The 22,123-nt window shown below is 67.9% G+C and carries 16 protein-coding genes and 2 pseudogenes; 6 read left to right on the forward strand and 12 right to left on the reverse strand.

Annotation, left to right across the window (positions count from 1 at the left end; genetic code table 11):
* Positions 1 to 17: 17 nt before the first annotated feature.
* From OG331_RS05015 to OG331_RS05025, 3 genes and pseudogenes are all read left to right on the forward strand, one after another.
* The gene (locus OG331_RS05015) at positions 18 to 3,275 is read left to right on the forward strand and encodes an amino acid adenylation domain-containing protein (protein WP_406191913.1); all 3,258 of its coding nucleotides are present in this window, start codon (positions 18 to 20) and stop codon (positions 3,273 to 3,275) included.
* A complete protein-coding gene (locus tag OG331_RS05020; RefSeq protein ID WP_406191915.1) occupies positions 3,272 to 4,129 on the forward strand; it encodes an alpha/beta fold hydrolase in 858 nt (285 codons plus the stop codon). Before OG331_RS05015 ends, OG331_RS05020 begins: the two co-directional genes overlap by 4 nt.
* 233 nt (positions 4,130 to 4,362) lie before the next feature.
* Positions 4,363 to 4,525 (forward strand): annotated as a pseudogene (locus tag OG331_RS05025) (EamA family transporter); the annotation flags it as partial.
* 63 nt (positions 4,526 to 4,588) lie between these two features.
* Here OG331_RS05025 and OG331_RS05030 read toward each other — a convergent pair.
* Positions 4,589 to 5,983 carry an MFS transporter gene (locus OG331_RS05030; protein WP_406191917.1) on the reverse strand — a complete coding sequence of 465 codons (1,395 nt, stop codon included), beginning with the start codon at positions 5,981 to 5,983 and terminating at the stop codon, positions 4,589 to 4,591.
* Positions 5,984 to 5,992: 9 nt separating this feature from the next.
* Positions 5,993 to 7,396: a hypothetical protein gene (locus tag OG331_RS05035; protein ID WP_406191919.1), complete on the reverse strand. Its 1,404-nt coding sequence runs from the start codon at positions 7,394 to 7,396 to the stop codon at positions 5,993 to 5,995.
* Positions 7,397 to 7,846: 450 nt separating this feature from the next.
* On the opposite strand from OG331_RS05035, the gene OG331_RS05040 reads away from it, so the two are divergent.
* Positions 7,847 to 8,995 carry a GNAT family N-acetyltransferase gene (locus OG331_RS05040; protein WP_406191921.1) on the forward strand — a complete coding sequence of 383 codons (1,149 nt, stop codon included), beginning with the start codon at positions 7,847 to 7,849 and terminating at the stop codon, positions 8,993 to 8,995.
* A gap of 279 nt (positions 8,996 to 9,274) precedes the next feature.
* Here the strand turns inward: OG331_RS05040 and OG331_RS05045 are convergent, their stop codons facing one another.
* Both OG331_RS05045 and OG331_RS05050 read right to left on the reverse strand, forming a co-directional pair.
* A complete protein-coding gene (locus OG331_RS05045; RefSeq protein ID WP_406191923.1) occupies positions 9,275 to 11,437 on the reverse strand; it encodes a recombinase family protein in 2,163 nt (720 codons plus the stop codon).
* Complete coding sequence (locus OG331_RS05050) at positions 11,434 to 11,562, reverse strand: hypothetical protein (protein ID WP_406191925.1); 129 nt, start codon at positions 11,560 to 11,562, stop codon at positions 11,434 to 11,436. Before OG331_RS05050 ends, OG331_RS05045 begins: the two co-directional genes overlap by 4 nt.
* A 959-nt stretch (positions 11,563 to 12,521) precedes the next feature.
* Between OG331_RS05050 and OG331_RS05055 the strand changes: the two genes are divergently transcribed.
* Entirely contained in the window at positions 12,522 to 13,703 is a 1,182-nt protein-coding gene (locus OG331_RS05055) for a GNAT family N-acetyltransferase (RefSeq protein ID WP_406191927.1), read from the forward strand.
* Positions 13,704 to 13,893: 190 nt separating this feature from the next.
* On the opposite strand, the gene OG331_RS05060 is transcribed toward OG331_RS05055, so the two are convergent.
* The 8 genes from OG331_RS05060 to OG331_RS05095 form a co-directional block, all read right to left on the reverse strand.
* Positions 13,894 to 15,726: a BTAD domain-containing putative transcriptional regulator gene (locus OG331_RS05060; protein WP_406191929.1), complete on the reverse strand. Its 1,833-nt coding sequence runs from the start codon at positions 15,724 to 15,726 to the stop codon at positions 13,894 to 13,896.
* A gap of 111 nt (positions 15,727 to 15,837) precedes the next feature.
* Positions 15,838 to 16,863 carry an isopenicillin N synthase family dioxygenase gene (locus OG331_RS05065; RefSeq protein ID WP_406191931.1) on the reverse strand — a complete coding sequence of 342 codons (1,026 nt, stop codon included), beginning with the start codon at positions 16,861 to 16,863 and terminating at the stop codon, positions 15,838 to 15,840.
* Entirely contained in the window at positions 16,860 to 17,549 is a 690-nt protein-coding gene (locus OG331_RS05070) for a 7-cyano-7-deazaguanine synthase (protein WP_406191933.1), read from the reverse strand. Before OG331_RS05070 ends, OG331_RS05065 begins: the two co-directional genes overlap by 4 nt.
* A gap of 32 nt (positions 17,550 to 17,581) precedes the next feature.
* Positions 17,582 to 18,562 (reverse strand): aspartyl/asparaginyl beta-hydroxylase domain-containing protein, encoded by a 981-nt coding sequence (locus OG331_RS05075; protein ID WP_406191935.1) that lies wholly within the window; start codon positions 18,560 to 18,562, stop codon positions 17,582 to 17,584.
* A gap of 162 nt (positions 18,563 to 18,724) precedes the next feature.
* Positions 18,725 to 19,318, reverse strand: a complete 594-nt coding sequence (gene folE / locus OG331_RS05080) for a GTP cyclohydrolase I (RefSeq protein ID WP_406191937.1) — start codon at positions 19,316 to 19,318, stop codon at positions 18,725 to 18,727.
* Between the two features lie 37 nt (positions 19,319 to 19,355).
* Positions 19,356 to 19,718: a 6-pyruvoyl trahydropterin synthase family protein gene (locus OG331_RS05085; protein WP_406191939.1), complete on the reverse strand. Its 363-nt coding sequence runs from the start codon at positions 19,716 to 19,718 to the stop codon at positions 19,356 to 19,358.
* Between the two features lie 35 nt (positions 19,719 to 19,753).
* Positions 19,754 to 20,467, reverse strand: a complete 714-nt coding sequence (locus tag OG331_RS05090; RefSeq protein WP_406191941.1) for a 7-carboxy-7-deazaguanine synthase QueE — start codon at positions 20,465 to 20,467, stop codon at positions 19,754 to 19,756.
* 12 nt (positions 20,468 to 20,479) lie between these two features.
* Positions 20,480 to 21,262: a class I SAM-dependent methyltransferase gene (locus OG331_RS05095; protein ID WP_406191943.1), complete on the reverse strand. Its 783-nt coding sequence runs from the start codon at positions 21,260 to 21,262 to the stop codon at positions 20,480 to 20,482.
* 562 nt (positions 21,263 to 21,824) lie between these two features.
* On the opposite strand from OG331_RS05095, the pseudogene OG331_RS05100 reads away from it, so the two are divergent.
* Positions 21,825 to 22,025 (forward strand): annotated as a pseudogene (locus tag OG331_RS05100) (hypothetical protein); the annotation flags it as partial.
* Positions 22,026 to 22,123: the final 98 nt, after the last annotated feature.

Below are 22,123 nucleotides of genomic sequence, written 5' to 3' on the forward strand. Positions count from 1 at the left end.
GCAAGGGACGTGACAAGATGACCCCCGGTGAAGATGAACTGGGAAAAACAGTGGTTCCCAGGAGTCCCGCACCCGTTTCTGGCTATGACCGTGTACGACACGGAGTCCACAACCTTCAGCGTGCTGACGTCATTGCCGATCCGCAACTGTACTGGAACGCGATTGCGGAGCTTCCGTCGATCTTCTACGACGAAGTAGGAGGCGTCTGGGTGTGCTCCGGCTATTCCGAAGCGGCCGAGATTCTTTCCAACGGCCGGGTCTTCTCCTCTGCCCGTCATCATGCCCCCGGAGATCTGCAGCAGCGTGGCATGGAACATTTCCTACCGACCGCAGAAATGCTTTCGGCGCAGATCCTGTTCAGCGATCCGCCCGAGCACACCAGAATTCGGTACGCGCTGCGCGGGCAGTTCACCCGGGCGAGCGTGCGGCGGCACGATCCGGCAATGCGGGACATGGTCGCCGAGTTGCTGCGCTCGCTGCCCGACCACGGGACCGTCGACGTTGTGGCGGACTTCGCCGAGCAGTTGCCGACGCGCCTGATGACGTATCTGCTGGGCATGGACGGCCGGGGCGAGGAACTGACCCGGTGGGCGGATGCCTACGAGCGGCTGCTGAGCAGTGTGTCCACTTTTCCCAGCCGGACGGACATCGAGATCGTTTCGGTTATCGACGAGGCACTCGCCGGACTCCGCCGGCTGACGGCCGAGCGTCTGGCCACGCCTGGTGACGACCTCATCTCCGCCCTCGCGACCGGCCTGCAGGGCGACTTCAGCCCTCGCTCGGTTTCCTCTGGAGAACCGCCCGAGGAACTACTGCAGTTGGTCGCGGCCAACACCATGGTGATGCTCGCCGGCGGCTACCAGACCCTCACTCACCTGGTATCCACCGGCCTACTGCTGCTCGCCGAGCAACCTGAGCAGCTCAAGCGACTGCGCGCCGAGCCGTCCCTCATCGACTCCGCGGTGGACGAGCTGATGCGTATCGACGGATCGAGTCAGTACGTGGGACGCCATGTGGTGCGCGATGTCGAGGTCGGAGGAGCGCGGCTCAAGGCCGGAGCGAGTGTCATCGTGCTTCTTGGCGCTGCCAACCTCGACCCGCGGAAGTTCACGGAGCCGCTCGTCTTCGACATAGGCCGCAGTGAGGGGCGTCACCTGGGCTTCGGAGCGGGAGCGCACTACTGCCTCGGCGCGCCCTTCGCGGAACGACTGGCCGGATGGGCGATTCAGGGCTTCATCGAGCACTACCAGGAGTTCACTCCGCTCGACGGGCCGTCAGACGCCGTTCAGTGGGGGCCGCATGGCAACACGCGGTCCCGGGCCCACGCCGGGATGACTGTTCAGCGCGGCCCCAGGGAGAACGCTCCCAGCGTCGACCCACCGGACAGGGCGCAGGATGTCCCCCAGGAGCCGAAGACGCTCACCGAACTCGAACGGCACCAGCTGGTCACGGAATGGAACGAAACCAGCGCCCTGGTCGGCACCTCCGCCTTGGTCTGCTGGCATCTGCTGTTCGAGGAACGAGCCCGTCTGACACCGGACGCCATTGCGGTCGAAGACCAAGGCGTGCCCTACTCGTACGCCAGGATCGACGCGCTCGCGAACGGCAATGCACACCGCCTGCGCGCGCTCGGCATCGAACCCGAGTCTGTCGTCGCCATCACCATGCGACGATCCGTGGACCTCGTCGTGGCGCTACTGGCGGTTGCCAAGGCGGGCGGCGCCTTCCTGTTGGCGGACGCCGCGTGCCCCACCGAACGCCTGAAGACGATGCTTGAGCAGGCGCACGTGCGCGTGGTCCTCACCGATGACATGACCGTCGACCGGATCGAAGGACTCGATGTCTCCGCGGCTGTCACCCTGTTGGACAGGGCCACTCCGGCAGCCGAACCGCCGATCACAGGTGTCATGCCGGGCAACACCGCGTACGTCGTGTTCACCAGCGGCACCACGGGGCAGCCGAAAGCCATCATCAACAGCCATGAGTCGCTGGCGAACCTGCACATTGCCCAGCGACGTGTGTTCCAGGTGCATCCCCAGGACCGGGTGTTGCAGTTTCTGTCCCTGAACTTCGACGGCTGCATATTTGAGATCGTGCTGCCGCTGCTGTGCGGAGCGACCCTCGTTCTGGCGAGCACAGCGGAGCTCATGCCGGGCCCGTCCCTGGCGCGCCTGTTGCGCGAACGGCGGGTGACTATCGCAACCATGACCCCATCGGTGTGGGCTGTGATTCCCGATCTGGAGCTACCCGACCTGCGGATCGCTGCGTTCGCCGGCGAGCGGTTGCGCGGCGATCTGGTGCGCCGGTGGCGGGTGCGGGGACGCCGGTTGCTCAACCTCTACGGGCCCGCGGAGGCCGCGATCTGGTCCACGTGGCACGAGTGCTCGGACGACGACGACCCGCCGATCGGGCGGCCGGTTCCTGGAAAACGCGTCTATGTGCTCGACGACGACCGGCGGCTGCTGCCCGTCGGCTGCCCTGGCGAGCTCTACATCGGAGGGGCGGGCGTCGGTAGGTACCTCGGCCGCCCGGAGCGCATGGCCGACTCCTTCGTGCCGGACATGTTCGCCGACGAGCCGGGACGACTGCTGTACCGGACCGGTGATGTGTGCGTGTGGCGCGCGGACGGGGTCCTGGAGTACGTGGGCCGTCGCGACCGGCAGGTCAAGATCCGAGGGCAGCGGGTGGAGTTGGACGAAGTGGAGCGCATCCTGGAAAGGGCGCCAGGGGTGGGCACATGCCTCGTCACGGAACGCGACGGTCGGCTGACCGCCATCGTCGTGCCCTCAGCGCCTGGTCCGTGGCGCGAGGCCGAGGTACGTACGTACCTCGCGGCGCACCTGCACACCGGGATGATCCCCGCAACGTTCACCCTCGCCGAACAGCTGCCCCTCACCCGCAATGGCAAGGCGGGGCATGATGCGCCGGAGCGGGCTCACGCCCAGGGGATCGAACCGGGCGGGGGCGGGCCGGCCGCGGCGTCCCCTTGCCGAGTCTCTCAGCCCACCGAAGACCGCGCCCAAGGCACCGACGAGCCCTCATACATCACCTGGGAGCTTGCCCGTCTCTTCTCGTCCTGCCTGGGCTTGCCGCAGGCGGCCGTCAAGTTGGACACCGACTTCTTCTCGGCAGGTGGAGACTCGCTGGCCATGGCCGAGTTCATGGTGTCCGCCGAAGGGCGGTACGACATGGAGATCCGAGTGGAGGAACTGCTCGCAGACCCCACGCTGGCCGGTGTGGTGCGGTTGGTGGGCCGGCGGAAGGAAGCGCGATGAGCAGGATTTCGGGCGCAGAACCGAGTGAGCTGCGGGTCAGGCCTGCCGTCAGCAAGGTGAGCGGCGCAGTCCCTGCGGCGGCTGCTCCGGTGGTGTTCGTGCACGGTTCCATGGACCGCAGCATCGGCTTCCGGCGGGTGGTGGACTACCTCCCGGGGCGGCCGGTTGTCGGCTACGACCGGCGCGGGTGGGGCCGTTCACGATCGATGGGCGGTCCGAACGTGTCCATGGCGACGCATGTCGACGATCTCTGTGCAGTCCTGGCTGAGCTGGACGCGCCACCCGTGGTGGTGGGCCACAGCTATGGCGCGCTGGTGGCGTTGGCCGCCGCCGCCCGCAGGCCGGAGTCGACCGCGGGCGTCGTCGCGTTCGAACCTCCGGTGCGGTGGCTGCCGTGGTGGCCTGCGTCCGACCCTTGGGAGGAAACGGTCAGCCGCAGCGCGGCCGACGGAGGACCCGAGCAGGCGGCTCGCGCGATGCTCACCGAAATCCTCGGCCGGACAGGTCGCTTGGTGCTCGCTCGTGCACAGCCGGCAGATCTCGCTGCCGACGGAGCCTCGCTGTTGGCCGAGATGGCCGATCCGACCTTCAATGTGCCGTTCTTCGACCCGCTGGACGTCCACACGCCCACCGTTGTCGCCGCCGGCTCCCTGTCTGTCCCCCATCACCGTGAGGTCGCTCTACGACTCGCCGACCTGCTGCCGCACGGGCAGTTCGTGGAGATCCAGGACGCACGCCATGCCGCCCACGTCAGTCATCCCCAGGAGTTCGCCCGCCTGATCGACAAGCTCGAACAGGCACAAACGGCTGGAGAAGCGGCACGGGGAGGCACGACCGCAGCCACCGAGTTGTAGCCGTGCCCACGATGAGGGTGATCACCTGGGCCGCCCGATCGCGTCCAGGCCGCACTCGTCGACCGCGAGGCGCTCGTGACATGGCTCCCCTCAGCCGGGACGACTGGCAGGTTCGAGCGATGCGATGCCCGACCGGGCGGGTCGCACTGCCCCGGTCCCCTCCAGCGGCTGCCTGGCCGATCGCGGACATTCGCCACCTATGTACGCCACCGGTCGCTCGATGTGGTGTGCCCGTTCCTCAGTGGGCCGTGCGCCGTACGTCCCCGTCCCGGGTCAGCCTGCTGCTCTGCACGGAACCGCTGTGGGCCGCCGCTTCCGGCATCGCCGCCCGCCGGCGAACGGCTCGGAGCGCTCGGCCTCGCGGGCTGTTCGCCGGTGCCGGCCGGGACGGCATGAGGCCGCGGGGCCCCGGACTGACGAACGGCGAGCGCGGTGCGCGCTCAACAGGCGTGGGCAGGCTCAGCCGACGGCGTCGCCGTCGAGCTGCTCCACGGGGGCGACGTCCCCGGCCGGTGCGGCCTTGCTCGTGGCCGCGGCCCGCCGGTCGAGGCCGAGCACGAGCGGTACGGCCAGCACACTGATCGCGGTGAGGAACACCCAGGGCAGCGCCGCACCGCCCTCCAACAGCGCTGTGAGCAGCGCCGGGGCGAGGGCACCGCCGACCGACCAGGACATCTGGTAGACGCCCAGATAGCGGCCCCGCAGATGCTCGGGGGCCATCACCACGCTCAGTTCGCTGGTCGGCGGCGAGCCCAGGATCTCGCCCACCGTGTACAGCACCATCGCGATCAGCAGCCCGGCGATCACCGCCCAGCCGGGCAGCACGAGAAGCACGCCGAAGACGATGAACGCCGCCGCGTTGAACAGCAGGGCCAGCACCAGCACCGTCACCGGCCTGCGGGCCTCGATCCACCGGCTGGCGAGCGTCTGGAGCAGCGCGACCATGGCCGTGTTCAGCACGACGAGCACGCCGACGATCCAGGAGCCGACATCGAGGTTGTCCGCCACGTAGGCGGCGAGCAGGACCGTGATCACCGTGGAGGCGAAGGCGAAGGAGATGTTCGTCGCGACCAGCCGCAGATACCGGGTGTCCTTCAGCACGGTGCGATAGCCGCCTGAGGGCTGTCCGGTGGGTTCGCCCGCCGGCTGCTCCGGCTCAGCGGGCTTCGGCTCTGCGGGCCTCGGCTCTGCGGGCCTCGGCTCTGCGTGCCCGGCGTCGGCCGCCTCGCTCGTGTCCGCGCCCCGGAAGGTGATGATGAGCCAGCCTGCGACGGCGAAGGAGACCGCGTTGATCACCATGACCGCCCGCAGCCCGTCGACGGTTCCTATGCTCAGAGCCACCCCGGACGCGGCGCCGCCGAAACCGATGCCGACATTGCGCAGGGCACGGATGAAGCCGAACCAGCGGGCCCGCTCGTCGCCCCGGGCGACCAGCACGATGAGCGGACTGTTGCCCATCCAGAAGGCTGTGGAACCCAGTTGCACCACGAACTGCCACAGCACGATCTGCCAGGACGCGTGCGAGAACAGGAAACCGATGAATCCGGCCACCGAAACCCAGTTACCCACAGCGACCACGGTGCGCGGACCGTATTTGTCCAACAGGGGCCCGAGAAGGGGCGGAACGGGCAGGGCGAGCAGTTGGCCGGCGGTCAGCGCGGCACCGACGGCGACCAGCGACAGCGACGTCGTCTTAACGAAGAAGACGACGGTGAACGCCATCACCAACCCGTTTCCCAGGCTGTCGATCAGATTGGCCGTGACGAATCGGCCTTTTCCTGAGAGGTCCGGCAGACCCCAGGCCGTCTGAATCCGCCGCCACGCTGAATGCGCGGGGGAATGCTGCGGCACCATGACTTCTCTTTACTTCGCTGCGTCGGCGGGCAATTCGCCCGCGGCAGGCACCTCGCCCCAGGCGGGCAGCTCGCTCTGATGGAAGACGGTTGCGTAGCGCGCCTTGGCATGTGACGTGCCGGTGATGATCCCGCCCGAACCGGCCGGTACCACCCTGGCGTCTGCTCCTGCACAACCACGCGGGGTGTAGAACATGCCATAGACCGCATGCCATTCCTCGGTTTCCCCGGATTCCGGGTCCACCACAAGCTCAGGCCGGGGGATCACTCGCTGTTGTACGACGCATCCTTCGACGGCGGAGTTCTCCAGAGCCCGCCGCCAAGTGGCGTCGTCGGTTTCCCAGCCCACCACGGCGCCGACTCCGCCGCCGCGTGCGTTGACCTTCAGGATCAACTCCTCGCGCCGCTCCAGGCATTCGTCGACGAGGTCGGTGTCGGTCTTGAGCGCGTCGGTGTTGATCAGCCGGGTCCAGGGCAGCACCCGGTCGATGAGCCGGCACTCGTCCTCGCTGAGGTCGCGCCGCCGCGCCGGGTCCGAAAGCAGCGCCATACAGGCCTTGTTGGCGAACATGGTGCTGGAAAGGGGGGTCCACAGCAGCGTCCCGCCAGCCCGGTGCGCACGCAGCAGAGGTGCGACCAGGTCCCAGCCGTCGGGTTCCTCGGCGATCTGGTCCGGGACGAAGGAGCGGTAGACCACATCGATCTTCGTGTCCCCGAGGTAGAGCGCCCCGCCGCGTTCGTGCACGTCGGAGACCTCGGCCACCAGGATGTCGAGCCCCTCCCAGCGCAGCGCGGACTGGAAGTTGAGCCAGAGTTCGCCGTAGTCGGTCAGACCGCTGCGCCATTCCAGCAGGGCCACCACCGGGTCGCGCCCGGGTGCTACCCGGGCGCCGAAGCGGCGCAGCGCCTCCACCACGGCGCGAACGGGATGCACGTAACCGAGACGGTTCCGGCGCGCGAAGTCGGCGAAGGCGTCGACCTCCAACGCCGCCCGGGACATTTCACTCGCGAGGCCCCAGCCGCCGGTCTCGCTCCCAAGATTGGTCTCGAGGAGCTTGAATGACGTGCCGTCGTGGTACATGTCGGCCCGGCCGTAGTAGGGCGGCATTAGGTCACCGAACCGCCTTATCGCTTCCCATTCGCCGGCGCTGATGCCAAGCACCGACCGGAATGCGTCCAGATCGCCGCCGAACGTCCGGTTCGGCAAGGAGAAGAGTATTTCGACGAGGCGCTGCAGGTCACTAGCGAACTCGCGAATCTCACGCTCAGCCACGAAGAGGGGCCTGGCCAAATTCTCGCCATGCCAAGATGCGAGCGTCGGAAAGTCCTTGATGTGCTGGGCGACCGTACGCAAGTCACTGCCCGGCGGGCGGAACTCCTCGTTGTACTGGGCTACTACCCGCTCCGCCGACATGAAGTCTCCCTGCTCGATGGTGACTGGACCCTTCGGCCCGCACGGGGCACCCTTTCACCCCGGTTCCGGGTGCGACTCAATTGCGGCTCAATTGACGGCCAACGGCTCCCGTGGACACTCAACATCTGTGTTAAGACTGGAATGATCGAAGACCGGAACAAGAACAACTCCGCAGCCACGGGGGAACGTTATGCGGGCGGGGGCCCGCGGCGAGTCCGTACGCCCCGGCGAGCCCGCCCACCCCGCCGCGGGCGCCATGGCCGGCCTGGGGGATCGAGGCTGAGCGCCACCTTGGTCAGCGACGGTTTCACCAACAGCCGGATCGCCACCCTTGTCGACCGCTCGCCGCACACGGCCGGTGATCACCTACGCAAGACGTTCGGCACACTCGGCATCCGATCGCGCAGCGGACTCGCCGGCAGGGTCAGGCAGAGACTATGGGAGGCTCACATGCCCGCCACGACGGACACTTTCGCCGACGCCATCGGCGGGCTCGGGGACAGCGAGTGGGACCGCCTCGCCGGCGGCAGGTTCTACTCCTCGGCGCTGTGGCTGCGGGTATGCGCCCTCGAGCCCGGGGCGGTCTCCGGCGGCTTGCACGTGGAGACCCCGGGCGGCGGCCGGGCCGCGATCCCCGTGGCGGCGGTGACCGACGAGCCCACCCCAGACCTGCGGTGGCACGACCTGCTTGCCGCGCGCGGCCTGCCGACTCCCGAACCGGGCGGCCTGCTCATCGGCCAGCGCCGCGGCTACCTGGCGCACCTGCTGACCAGCGAGGGAGCCGACCGGACCGAGGCCGCCGCCGCGGTGCTCGACGCCGTCCGCGCGTTGCGCTCACCCCTGCACGAGGAGTCGAAGATCCCCCGCGTGGCGATGTACCTGACCACCGAGGACGTGGAGGCGCTACGCGCGGCGGGGGTGCGGACCGCCCCGGTCGCGCTGAAGACCGACGCCTGGATCGAGATCCCGCCCGGCGGCTACCACGCCTGGCTGGAGTCACTGTCGGCGCACCGGGCCCGCCGTATCCGCAGCGAGATACGGAAGTTCGAGAAGGCCGGATACGAGGTAGAGCACCGGACGCTCGCCGAGTCCTGGCAGGACGTCGCCCGGCTGCTGGCCCGTTCCCTACTGCGCTACGGCAGAACTGTCGACGTGGCCCCGATGGCCGAGTCCTTCCGCAAGCAGGGTGAACTCGCGGGTTCGCGCGCCGAAGTGGTGCTGTGCTCGCGCCCCGGCGAACCGCCGGTCGGCTTCTGCCTCTACTACCGTTGCGGCGACACCGTGTACCTGCGGGGGCTCGGCCTCGACCACGACCAACTCGCCTCGGCCGCCGAGTACTTCAACCTCACCTACTACATGGCGGCGCGCCTCCCGGGAGTGCGCCGGATTCACGCGGGCACCGAGACCGCGGAAGGAAAGGCACTGCGCGGTGCGAAGCTCCGGCCGCTGTGGCTGCTGGACCTGTCCGAGGACAGCCCGCTGGCCGGGTACGACGAGGAGATCCGCGAGCACAACCGCGCCCTGCTCGCCCGCCTGCGCGACTCCTCGCCCGCGGTTTCCGACGCCCTGGAGTACGAGCACTGGGAGCCGTACTGCTGAGGCCAACTGCCGCCACAGGGCGAGCTGTGACGGAGCAAGGGATGAGTGCCGTGAGCCATCCCCCCACTTGCCACGGGGTGGTGGACAAGGTCGCCGCCGACACCGACACCGTCGGAGGGAAGGCCCTGGTCGACAGGGCTTGGAGAACGCCGTCGTCGCGCCCGGGGAGAAGGTCGGCATCGAGGTCGAGGGCGAAGCCGAGGTCCGCAACCCCGAGCTTGTCGGGTTCGTTCCCCAGGCCAAACGGTGGGTCGTGGAGATCTGTCAAGCACAGTGCACTCATGGAGTCTGTTGCTCTGCTGTTTCGGCGGTCTCGGTCCAGATGCGGCGGCTGTACCAGCCGGGCGGACGGGTGCGGCGTTCGCGGAGTTCGGCGAGTTCTCGCTGGTCGGCGTGGGCAATGAGCCGGTGGGGCCAGTGGCTCTCCCGGCGGGTGGTGATCCAGCCGCGGTTGATCCAGGCGTAGAGGGTGGAGGTGGTCATGTTCAGCTCTGCGGCCAGGTGCTTGAGCCACCACTCGTCCGGGCCGGGCTCCTCGCCGGGTGGTGCGGGGCGGTGCTGGTGGACGCGGCCTGCGGGGCAGGCGAGGCGGCGCATGAGGTCGCGGACGGTGGCTGCGGAGATCCGTTTGCCGCCCTTCGCGGGCCGGAAGCCCTCGGCTTCCAGGCGGTCGGAGATCCCGCTGGCGCCGATGCCCTGGCCTGCGAGTTCGCGGATCCGATCGATCAGTTGCGGGTAGTAGCTGAGCTGTTCCAGCCGCTGGACCGGGCGGATCACCTCTCCCGCCGTAGTCGTCCCGCCGGCCCAGACGATCGTGACGTTCACCTGCTCGCTGGTGCCGTGCACGGTGACGACGACCTTGTCGGCGACCGCGCGGACGATCTCCTTGCGGTCCGCTGTCGTGGTGCTGTCCGCACGCCACAAGCCCTCGATGTCGCCTGCCAGAGCCGTGATGGTCTGCCGCTCGGCGGGCGTGAGGATGTGTGGGCTGCTGCGGGCGAAGCGGTCGTAGTCCTCGCCGAGCCGCTGCTGGGCGGCCAGGGCGATCTCCCATTCCTTCTCCAACTGGCGCACGACCAGGCGGTTCTCCGGTTCGGCGAGGTGGTGGCTGCGCCGTGCCCGGTCGGCGTCCTGCGCGGCGCGTTCCAGCCGCTGCGACCACAGCCGTTCCAGCTCGGCCCGCTCGGCCAGGACCTGGTCGGCCGCGCGCAGGGACACCTCGACGGCGGCGGGCGTCAGTGCCGCGAGAACCTGCTGCTCGACGAAGGCGTCCACACAGGCGGAGTTAAGTAGCTGGCAGCCCTTCTGCGCGCCGTAGTTGGTCAGGTCCCGGGCGCACACGTATTCGGGCAGGGCCTTGCTGTGCTGGGTGTGATAGCGCACACTCATGCGCCGGTTGCAGCGTCCGCAGTGCACGAGCCCGGCCGCGAGCGCGGGGCCGCCCCGGACCGCTCCCATGGCTTCGGCGCGGGCACGGTTGGCCGCGAGTTTCGCCTCGTTCGCCTCGAACTGGGCGATGGTGATGTAGGCGGGCAGGGCATTCGGGATCATCACATGCCATCCGTCCCGGGAGCGGACGACCCGTCCGGTGCTCGGCCGGGCCGGGTCCTGGCGGCGCGGGTCGACCCGGCGCCGTCCGTAGGCATAGATGCCGGCATAGGCGGGATTGTGCAGCAGAGTCTGCAGCGTCATCCGGTTCGGCCTGCGCCATTCCAGGGTGCCCTTGTCCGGCCCCTCCCGCAGCCGGATGCCCAACTGGACGTCGTGCTCGACGAGATAACGCAGCACACCGTGCAGCGTGCCGAGCCGTTCGAACTGCGCGAAGATCAGGCGGATCACGGTCTGCACCTGCTCGTCCGGATCGAGGGCCACCTCCCCGGACGGGCGGCGGACGTAACCGCTGGGCAGGGGGAAGGCCAGCTCGCCACGGCGGGCCTTGTTCAGGCGTCCACTCCACATCCGCTGCTTGATCAGGTGGAGTTCGGCCTCGCTCATCGTGCCCTTGAGCCCCAGCAGCAGCCTGTCGTTGTACTCGGCCGGGTCGTAGACCCCGTCGGTGTCCGCCAGTACCGCACCCGACAGGGCGCACAGCTCGATCAGCTGGTACCAGTCCCTGCCGGAGCGAGCCAGACGGGACATCTCGATCCCCACCACGAGACCGACGTGGTCCAGCCCGATCTCGGTGACCAGACGCTGGAAGCCGGTGCGGGCCACCGCACTCGACCCCGACTTGCCCAGATCCTCGTCGATCACCAGGACCCGGTCCGCCTGCCAGCCCAGCGCGACCGCCCGGTCCACCAGCGCGTACTGCAACCGGGTCGACTCCTGGTGGTCGACGAGCTGCTGGCGGGTGGACTGCCGGACATAGATCACCGCGAGTCGCTGCAGGTGACGGTCGTCGATCTTGCTGCCGGGCCGCTCCCACGGCATCACCGAGGTCATCGCCGGTCCCGCTCACTCGCCGTCGCGGCGGCCGACAACGCGCGGCTCGCCAGCCGCACCAACTGCCCCACCACCGCCTGCTGGCTCACCTCCGGCAGCGCCGCCCACACCTGCCCGTCCGGCACCACCGGAATCGTCGTCTTGGGCCGACGTCACTGTCGTCTCGCATGACGACCCGTTCCCCTCGTCACTCAGCCGGCCCCGCAACCGTCGGGCCACAGCGACCAACCGCTGCAGGCCCTCACGGCCGATTATCGGCGTCCGCTCACTACTTTGACTATCCATAAGCGCAGTGTGCTTGGGCGATAGAGCGCGCCTACGGGATCCGGATGCTGCACCGCAGGCTGGTGCGCGACGGGCCACCGAGGAGATTCGGATCACCCACGAGACGCTGCTGGAACTGCCCTAGCCGGTAGGACTACGGGCCGCCTGCCCCGGGTCCTGGCGGCGCAAGATCACGGCGCTCGCCTTCGCGTCCGTGTCCGAGACGTCCGTCAGGCGCGTACCTGCGCCCGCTCACCGACGACGACATCGACCTCCCGGACACCGGGATCTTGGCCGGCTCACCCGGCTTCGACTCCCCGTGGTCGCGGACCGCGCGGCCGGACTCGACCGCGACCAGGCTGCGATCCGTGCCATGGAAGCGGCGGGTACACGGACCGGTAGCCGAACCGGCCGGGGCCGCGCTGTAAGCCGGCTTGAACCGCGCTTGAGGCGCAGCTCCTATCGTCCCGATTCAGTGACTCCCTCGGTCCGAGGCCGACCGTGGCCGTTGGATTCGCCCGCCCCCATTTCCTGGTTCGAAGGTTGGATGTGTTCTTCTGGTGCTGATCAGCCGCAACGAAGGCAGCCGCTCGTGCTGCGAGGTCAGGGCGTCCTGCTGTCCGGCCACGAACTCCACCGCTTCGGTACTGACCACGTGCGCATGGATGGAACTGGGCCTCTGTCGACCGTGCTCTGGGGTTCCACGCTCGCACTCGGCCACACCGGTGGCAGCGACCTGAAGTTACTGGCTGGCGCTGGCGCCCAGCGATCCATCCCAGCAATCGCCGCCCGCCCCATCCCCTCGCCACAGGAGATTTCTATGTCTGTCTCGGCCTATGACTCCTTCGCGGAGTTGCCTGCCGCTGACTGGGACGCGCTCACGGTCGGTTCCAACATCTATTCCACCAGCGGATTCGTGGGAGTGCGCGAGGAGGCACTACCACCCGAAGCGCACGCCCGCTACCTGTTGGCGCGCGACAGCGACGGCACCCCGGTTGCGGGTCTCGAGGTGTACTGCTTCACCAAGGCACCGCATGATCTCTACGCCCCTGGGGACGTGCTGGGTGAGGTGATCAGTGACGAGCGAGCAGCCCGTCTGAACACGAGGCCGATATCCATCGCGGCCGGCTGGTCCGAGTTTCGCGGACAGGTGCCCGGGCACGTCAATGCCTCCGCCGAGCAACGGGAGTCGGCCCTCAGCCAGCTCACTGCGGAAGCGTTGCGGTTCGCCGAGCAAGCGGACTCGAGCGTACTGGCCTACTGCTACCTACCGCTGGAGACCGCACGCGAGTTGACGAAGGCTCACGCCTCGGACGGAGCAGTAATGCTCCTGCACAATGTTGAGACCAGGATGCCAATCGGCCTGTGGGCGGACTTCGACGACTACGTCGACTGGCTGCCCGCCGGCCGGCGGCAGCGCGTTCGCCGCGAGCTGCGCAGATTCCGGGAGAGCGGGCGAGTGGTGACCGAGCTGCCGCTGCCGGAGGTGGTCAGGGAGATCGCGCCGCTGAACAGTGCGCTCATGCAGAAGTACGGGCACGCCGCGCACGACGAGGAGCGCGCGGTGACCATCTTCGATAGGCAGAGCCGTTTCCTCGGCGATGAAAGCTCTGTGCTGCTCTGCAAGGAGAACGGAAAGGCCGTCGGTTTCGTGCTGCGCTACCGGCAGCACGACATGCTGTACGCCCGCGCCGCCGGGTTCGACTACTCGGTGCCCAACGCTGACGACTACTACAACTTGATGTTCTACCACCAGATTGCTTCCGGTGTGGGCCGCAAGGTCTCCAGCATCCACCTGGGCATCAACACTTATGAGGCCAAGATGCGCCGAGGAGGCCAGCCCACCCCGCTTTACAGCGTGTTCGTCGGCGTGGACCGGCCGTTGGAGGCGCAGGACAGTGTCGTGCGCGAGTACAACCGAACCCGATCGGCGGATTTCCTGGCCAAGCACAATAAATACGTGACGGGTGGGATCAACACCGACGACTGGCTGCTGGACTGACCGCGTGCGGGGCACGGGTGAGGAACCGGCCTCGCCGCGCCCGACTTCGCGGACCTCAGCGTCCTCACCCTCGCGGACCTCAGCGTCCTCACCCCCGCGGTCCACCGCTTCCCGCTCGCCGAATCGGCCGCCACGCACCACGCGCTGGGGACGCGCGGCACGACGGGCCGGTGGTCAGGGAGCGTTACCGTCAGGCGGAGCACATCACCGGCGCGCTGCTCGGCCGCGCCGCGAACGGGCGAATTCCTGGCTCCCATGCGTAGGAGAACCGGCCGTTCACACACGGGTGCCGCACGCGCAGCAGGTAGCTCTCCGCCAGCTCCTCCAGCAGGTCCTCGGCCCGCTGGTCGCTGATGCCCAGGGCCGCGGCGGCAAGCGCCGGCGTGAGCCGATCGGGGACGCCGGGAGACAACAGCGCGTACGCCAGGGACCGCGACTCGGCGGGCAGCGTCGCGAGCGTCCGGTCCAATCCGGCCCGCACGCCCAGCGGGTCGCTGTCGGCGCCCCCGGACCCGAGGACCCAGGCAGTGGCCTGCCGGGCCGTCCAGTGCGGGCGGCGGCGCAGCTGCGAAGCGACCGCGAAGAGCGCGCCCGGCAGCCCCCGGCACAACCCGGCCAGCCGTCGCAGCCCCTCCGCGTCCGTGGCGATCGGGTGTCTCGGCACGGAGGACGCCAGCAGGTGCAGACAGTCGTCGAAGGGCAGTCCGGCCAGTTCGACGTGGACCGCCGACGTGGACACGAACAGCCGCCGTCGGCTGCCGATCACCACACCGCAGCCCGCACCGGACGGCAGCAGCGGCGTCAAGTCCCGTACGTCGCACACGTCGTCGAGCACGACCAGGACGCGCAGATCGGCGGTCCAGGTACGGAACAGCAGGCTCAGGTCGTTCGTGCCCAGTCGCAACTGCTCCTCCGTCGCGCCGAGTCCACGCAGGAACGAGCGAAGGATCTCGGCGGGCCGCACCCGCCGGCCGGCGCCGTCACGAAGACTCGCGTAGAGCCGTCCGTCCGGGTAGTGACCGCTCACCTGATGCGCGGCGTGCAGGCACAGCTCGCTTTTCCCCGTGCCGGGGGCGCCCCCCACGATCACGAGCGGCCGGTCCTCCCGCGCCCGGCCGGCCAACACCGCGGTGAGGCGCGCCAACTGGCCGGCACGTCCGGTCAGCCGCTCGCGCGGGGCGGGCAGATGGCAGGGCGCCCGGGTGGCCGCGGTCACGGCCACAAGCCGCCCGCCAGGACGCAGCAGCGCCTCGTCCGACGTGAGCACAGCCGTGTGCAGGGCCTGGAGTTGGGGCGATGGTTCGAGACCCAGCTCGGTGGCGATCCGCTCGCGTGCCCGCCGGTAGACCTGGAGCGCTTCGGCCCGCCGGTCCATGCGGTACAGAGCCGTCATGAGATTGCCCTGGGCCCGCTCGTCCGTCGGTTCCCGCCCGGCCATCGAGGTGAGGTCGCCGAGCACCTCGTGGTGCCGGCCGAGGTGCAGGTCGGATTCGATCCGCAGGTGGTGTGCGCTGGTACGCAACTCCTTCAGGCGGACCGCCTCGGCGTTCAGCGTGGGCCCCTTGCGTACGTCCACCAGGGCGTCGTCCCGCCACAGCTGCAGCGCCGCGGCGGCCGTGTCGCGGGCCCGGGCGAAGTCCTCATCACGGAACTCCGCCCGGGCACGGGCGAGCAACGGTTCACACCGGAAGACGTCCACGTGATCGGCGGGCAGCGACAGTTGGTAGCCGCCGTCGACCGTGCCCAGCAGCGGCCCGGCCGCCCGTACCGCGCCGCCGCTCCTCGGATTGCCGAGGGAGAACCGCTTCCTGAGCTGGTACACATACGTCTGCAGGGCGGTGTGCGCGCTGGCCGGCGGGTTGTCGTTCCACAGCTCGTCCATGAGGTGCTCGAAGGGCACCACCCGGCCCGCGTTCAGCACGAGCATGGCCAGCGTCTGCCGTACTTTCTGGGCGGCAGGCGCCATCTCGACGCGGTGATCGTCCCCGTAGGCCTGGAGTGGCCCGAGAAGGTTGATTCTCATGAAATTCGCCCTGCCTCATGTTCGTTCGTTCCCCGTCGGACCGGCCGGCGACGCCACCGCCGGGCCCGACCGCTCGAGCCGGGCGGTGAGGATGTGTTCGGCCGCCCGGTGTCAGGAACTCCTGGACCCGGCTACCGCGGCCAGGTTCGGGTGGTGTCGGGCAACGATGTCGGGGAAGGAGCGGATCAGCCCCTTCATGACGTTGTCGCCGTAGAGGGCGAACAACGGGTTGTCGGCGACGTCGATGACTCCCCCGGCGCCGTCGACATAGGGGCTGGGCAGTGGCTGCATCGTGGCGTCCAGCCGAGGGTTGTAGAAGAAGGGAATGGAGTAACGGTTGACGCCCGGGGCGGGCCGGACCACGCGATGGAGGGTGGCACGCACGTAGCCCCTCGTCGCCACCTCCAGCAGCTCTCCCAGGTTGACCACGAACGCCCCCGGGATCACCGGCACGTCGGCGAACTTGCCGTCCTCGACCGCGACCTGGAGGCCGCCGTTGTCGTCCTGGACGAGCAGGGTGAGCAGCCCGAGGTCGTTGTGTATGCCGGTCCCCTGGCCCTCGCCGGCGTCCTCGCTCGCGTGCGCGGGACCGGGGTAGTGCAGGAGTTTGAGGTGGATCTGCGGATCCGGGTCGACCACGTCGTCCAGGAACCCGGCGGGGGCGTCGAGCGACTCGAGCATCAGCCGTAGCAGTCGATGTGACAGGTCGGTCAGCCGGGCGATCCATGACTCGATGGCCGGGCGCAGCTCGGGCATCGCCTCGGGCCACTCGTTCGGGCCGATCAGGCACCGGTAGGCGGGATCGCCGGGCGCGGACGTCCTCGCGGGTTGTTCCGGCCCGATGTCCAGCTGCCGGCGCTGGTCGGGGATGCCCTTGGTGTGTTCGCGGCCGAGTTCGGAATAGCCGCGGAACAGCGGCGAGTCGAGGATGTTCAGCGCGAGCCGATCGGCCTCGGGCAGAGCGAAGAACCGCCGGGCCAGCTCGAGCATGCCGTCGGCGTCCTCGACACCGTGGCCGACGAGCTGGAAGAAGCCGACCTCGTGGATGGCCTTGCGCAACCGGTTCAGGAACTCTGCCCGGGTTTCTTCCGAGCCGGCGGCGTCACGCAGGTCGAGCACGGGAAAGGTGTCGGTCATCGCAGCTCCTTCGTAGCGCTGGTCTGGTAGTGCGTCGGGTCGGTCACGCCGGCGTCCCGGAACGCTTCCTGCCGCTCCCGGCAGGCGGCGCACCGTCCGCACTGCAGCGCGTCGCCGCGAAAGCAGCTCCAGGTCTCGGTCCAGGGGACGCCGAGTTCCTCGCCGAGCGACACCACATCGCTCTTGCGCAGCCTGACCAGCGGCGCTGTCAGGGTCAGGTCGGGGTGCGCGTATCCGCGGGTCGCGATCCGCTCCATGGCGAGGAAGGAATCGATGAACGCGGCATTGCTGTCGGGCGCGGCCTGCAGGTCGTCGACCACCCCGACGGCCACCGCTTGCGCCTCCTCGGCGACGGCGACCGCGAAGGCGACGGACAGCAGAAGGGCGTTGCGGTTGGGTACGACGTTCGGGCTCCCGCCGGACGACCCACTGCTGTGATCCGGCACGTCGACGGTCGGGTCGGTGAGCGACGAGCCGCTCAGGAGCTTGCCGACGGGGCTGAGATCGACGATGTCGTGCGGCACGCCGAGCGATCGAGCCGCCTTCTCGGCGAACTTGTGTTCGACGAGATGACGCTGGCCGTAGTTCACAGACAGCAGGCGGAGTGTGTGTCCTTGCGCCTGGAGGTGGTAGGCCATGGTGACCGAGTCCAGGCCGCCGGACACGATTGCGACAGTTTTCGGCATACGACGCCCTCCGGCGGACGTGCGGGCGGCCGTCACGGCGCCGGCGTGGCCGGGACGACCAGCCCGGTCGACCGGTGGCCCTTGCGGTAGGTCAGTTCGACTTCGGGCCGCGGACCGTCCAGCCTCGTGGTGACGGTCCGCTCCTCGCTCCACCCAACCAGGCGGTACTCGTGTCCGCCGAGGGCCACCAACGGGAAGAGGTGGCCCTGGGGAGATCGAATGGCAAGGCCCGTGCCGGTGTCCACGATGCTGAAGGTGGCCTGCGACTGCGGGCCGGTGAGCGACCCGAACACCTCTATCTCCAGCAGGTGTGCCGGCGCGTCGAACGTGCACCGCGCAGCTTCCCGCTCTCGGTCGGTCGTGGCCACCGCCGGACGGTTGTAGAGCACATCCGAGCCGTTGAAGTAGTCGGCCCAGTCAGCCGGGAACAGCTGTGCGAGCTCCGGTGTGACGAGCACATCCACGACGAGATGCACCCGATGCTCGGGACCGAGGTTCTGGATCTGGTGCTTGCGGCTGAAGTCGCCGAACCAGAACTCACCGGGCTGCCAGCGATAGATCCCTCCGTCCAGGTCCAGCGAGGCTTCCTCGTGGGTGATGACCGGGATGTGCAGCCGGGCCATACCCCAGTCCGGGGCGAACTTGGGATCGGAATGGCGGTATCCGACGACGCCGGGTCCAAGATCCATGAACCGGGCTGCGTAGAGGGGCCCGGGAATCGAGCGCAGGACCTCCCGCACGTACGGCATGTGGTCCAGCCACTCGGTGTCGGCGAACTCCACTCCGCCTGGGCCCCCCGGGTCGGTACGTGTCTTGTCACCACCGGGGCTGCGCACCGAGAGGCAGCGCCAGTCCTGTCCGGCCCACCTGGACACTCGCCCGTTGGTGTACGAGCTCTGCTCATCCCACAGGTGGTCACGCGCAGTCATGAGGTCGGCCACCAGCCGGTCGGCGTCCAGCACGGGGAGCAGCCGAACCGCTTCCGCAGGCGTCGAAGAATCATTTACGTCCATCGTTGTCCTTTCATGTCGAGCGGACCGGATTCGCAGGTGTGTCGACCCCGTCGGCCGCGCTCGACCAGTCACCGCAGTAGGACCGTGACGGCTCCGCGGGCACCCGGCAGGGCCAGGGTTCGCGATCGCTCACTGCTTTCGCTTTCGGAGTCGGACAGCTGGTCACGCCCGGAGCAAGTCGAACAGCTCGCTCCGAAGCCCGGCATCCGTGCCGAACTCCCCGCGGTATGCGGTCGATGTCATCTGCGCAGCAGCCTTGATGCCGCGCATCGACATGCAGAGGTGCTCGCCCTTCGCTATGACCGCCACGTCCGGGGTGCCGCTGAGGGTGCTGATCTCGAGCGCGATCTGGTCCACGAGACGCTCCTGGACCTGCAGCTTGTGCGCGTACTGATGGGCGACCCTGGCGAACTTCGACAGACCGAGCAGTTGCCCCGTCGGGCGGTACGCGATGGTCACAGAGCAGTTGAACGGTAGAAGATGATGTTCACAGAGCGACCAGACTCGAATGTCCGAGACGACCACCAGCTGGCTCGTGCCGACGGACTCGAAAAGCGTTCCCAGCGAACCCGGGTCGTAGTTGATGAACTCGCGCCACCAGCGGGCGAACCGCGCAGGTGTGTCGCGCAGACCATCGCGATTCGGGTCCTCGCCGATCTCCTTCAGCAGTTGGCGGGCGAGCTCGACCAGCGGATCCTCAGTAGTCGTCGTCGACGCCGAGGCGTCACCACCAAGGTCCATTTTCGTCACCGACATGCGGCCACCTTTCGTCCGGGCACTGAAGTTTCGGACCTCACGGCCGGTACTCGGCCCAAGTTTTGGGAGTTTCTGAGACGCGCACGCAGGTCAACTCAGAGAACTCCAACGACCATGTCTTGTAGACCCAGACCGCCATATTCTCAGCCGTCGGATTTTCGTCCATCACATCGTTCAGATGCCGATGATCAAGGTGTTTGTCGAGCCAGGTCTTGAATGCGGACAAATCTCCGTAGTCTCGAACGAAGCCTACGGGCAACAGACTCTTGTCATCCGCTTCAAGCTCCAACTCGATCACATAGTTGTGCCCGTGCATCCGGGCACACTGGTGTTCAGGAGCGAGACCAGAGAGCTGGTGACTGGCCGAGAATTCAAATTTCTTCGTGATGCGAAATGCCATCGATGTACATCCCCTCTTCTTGCATTTCCCGTTACTCAAACGGCACGCTTGTCGCCCCATAGCAGGGTGTGCAGTCTGGTTGTCAGATTCCAGCCGCGCTCCACCACTGCATCGGCCAACTCGCCCATGTGTTTTGTGACATCGTCGGCGGTACGCCCGATCGGCATGATCCACACCGAGGACAGGTTGAAGGAAGCGACTATCTCCGCCACCTCGTCGAGATCGCGAATGTTCTGGCAGACGAACTTGAACGTGCTTCCAGGCAGTGCCGAGAGGCTTGTCAGTGCATCAGGGACGATCCTGCGCTGCAGGGTGTCACCGGAGTGCGAAAGCTTCGGCGAGACATTGAACCTGACGCCGGCGGCGATGAGTTCAGGGTGCGCAGCGTGCGTCCCGTTCGTCTCGATCTCAATCTCTCTACCGCGTTCGGTCAGCGCTGCCACCAAGGGAATCAGCCGCTCCTGTTGCCCCAAGGGCTCACCACCGGAGATCACGATCAGGCCGGTGTTGAATTCGAGCAATTCTGCGACGACGTCTTCGACGGGGCGGCGGTGCAGCTCCTTGCGCGGATCGTGGGCGACCCCGCTGTCCCCGGCACCGGTCCAGTCCCACGTGTATGGGGTATCGCACCACGAGCACGACAGGTTGCACCCACCGAGTCTCAGGAACGCGCACCTGCGTCCCAGGGACTGACCCTCGCCCTGAACCGTCGGACCGAAGATTTCGTTGACTACGAGATCCTGCGTCATGGTGCACCGTTCCTATGAGTGGGACGACTCGACGCGAGCCGGCTTCTGCGCCTGCACTACGAACCAATGCCGGCTCAGCCGGATGCCCTGACTGGCGGTCACCGCGGCGACATATCCATCGAATGCCTTCTTGTCCGCCTCGGAATCGTAGTTGTCGACGATCGGCACTTGATGCAGAAAAGTATCCAGATCGCTCGCGGAGTGGTAGAACTCCTCGAAACGGAACGCTTGATTTCGCGTCACAATGAAGCCCGCGTCGGAGAGTTCTTGAGCAATCTCCTCCGACAGGGGCTTGGCGTTCCAGCTGTCGAAGTTCTGGCCGCGGCCGAACGTTTCCTTCAGCTCGCGAGCATCCTGCTCGCCGATCCCCATGTACACCACGAACCCACCCGGGCGCAGCACCCGCTCGAACTCACCGGCTATCAGCGGGCCGCGACGGGAAGTGACCACATCAGCGTACTCATCAGGCAGGCCCGTGTGGGTGGCATCGCACAGCTCGAACGTGACATGCGACAGACCTGACTCCGCTAGATGGCGCGCGGCGCATTCCAGCATCGACGGCGACAGATCTATCCCGGTTACGGCGCCGTACGCACGAGAGATTCGCAACAAACTACGCCCGTCGGCGCAGCCGACATCCAGCAGTCGGGCGTCCGACGTTCCCAGGGCATTCACCAGTTCATCGAAGACGGCGTCCGGGCGGCCGTCGGCGAATACGTCGGTGCTCCGCGCATCGCTGAAGTACCCGCCGAACCGCTCGGCCACCCGGGAGTAGAACTCCGCGTCCATCGTCATCGACCGTGCACCTTCCCCTGAGCCACGGTCGAGGAGAGGCCCTGGAGTGCACGCCCCGGTTCCTTCCCCTTCCGTAGGAAATCCCTGACATGGTCTACCGCTGCTGCCGCGGGTTCCTTTTTGCTGCGCTGCGATTCGGTTTCCGGGACGCCGAACGCGGCGGGCGTCACTGCGTCCCGGGTCGCTACGGTCATGCGAACCACTCCTTGAGGGCCATCCCCCCGAAGGGGCGCCGAGGTCGGCAGGACCCAATCTCCGGTGTCGCCCTATCGGCCCGGCATCACAGCGCATCCACGGCGGGACGGGGCCGGGATAAGGCGGCGATAGCGTGAGCATGGGACCGCGATAAGCACCTGGTTCACGCCGGCTTCAGCAACGCCCTGACGCAGGTGACGAAGGGAGGGAACACGGCGTGAAGCACGGCCCGGTCGCCATGACGCCGGCCGCCGAAGCACCCGTTCGCCGGGTTCATGCGTGACGTGACGTCACGTCCGGTGTGATCAGAGGCAACCCGGACAGCAGAGCAGGCACGGTGCCGGTGAGCATGTGGTTGTCGAAACCCATGCGGGGATCGCCGACATGGATCAGGAATCAGCGCACGTCCGATGCGCGAGGCCGCACATATCCTGCTCTCGCGTTGTTGTGCGCGGCCATCGCGGCGGTACTGACCGGGGCCCGCTCACTCATCGCGATCAGCCAACGGATCACGGATGCCCCACAACAGGTGCTGGACGTCCTCGACTTCCGCCTTGACCCGTCCGGGCTGCCGCCGGTGCCGTACGCGGCCACCGCACGGCGTCTGCTGGACCGTGTCGACGCAGAGGTACGGGAGCGTCCCTGCCGGCCAGAGCCGCGCCCGCA

This window comes from Streptomyces sp. NBC_01017, from assembly GCF_045162795.1.
In the GTDB taxonomy this organism is placed as follows: Bacteria; Actinomycetota; Actinomycetes; order Streptomycetales; family Streptomycetaceae; genus Streptomyces; species Streptomyces machairae.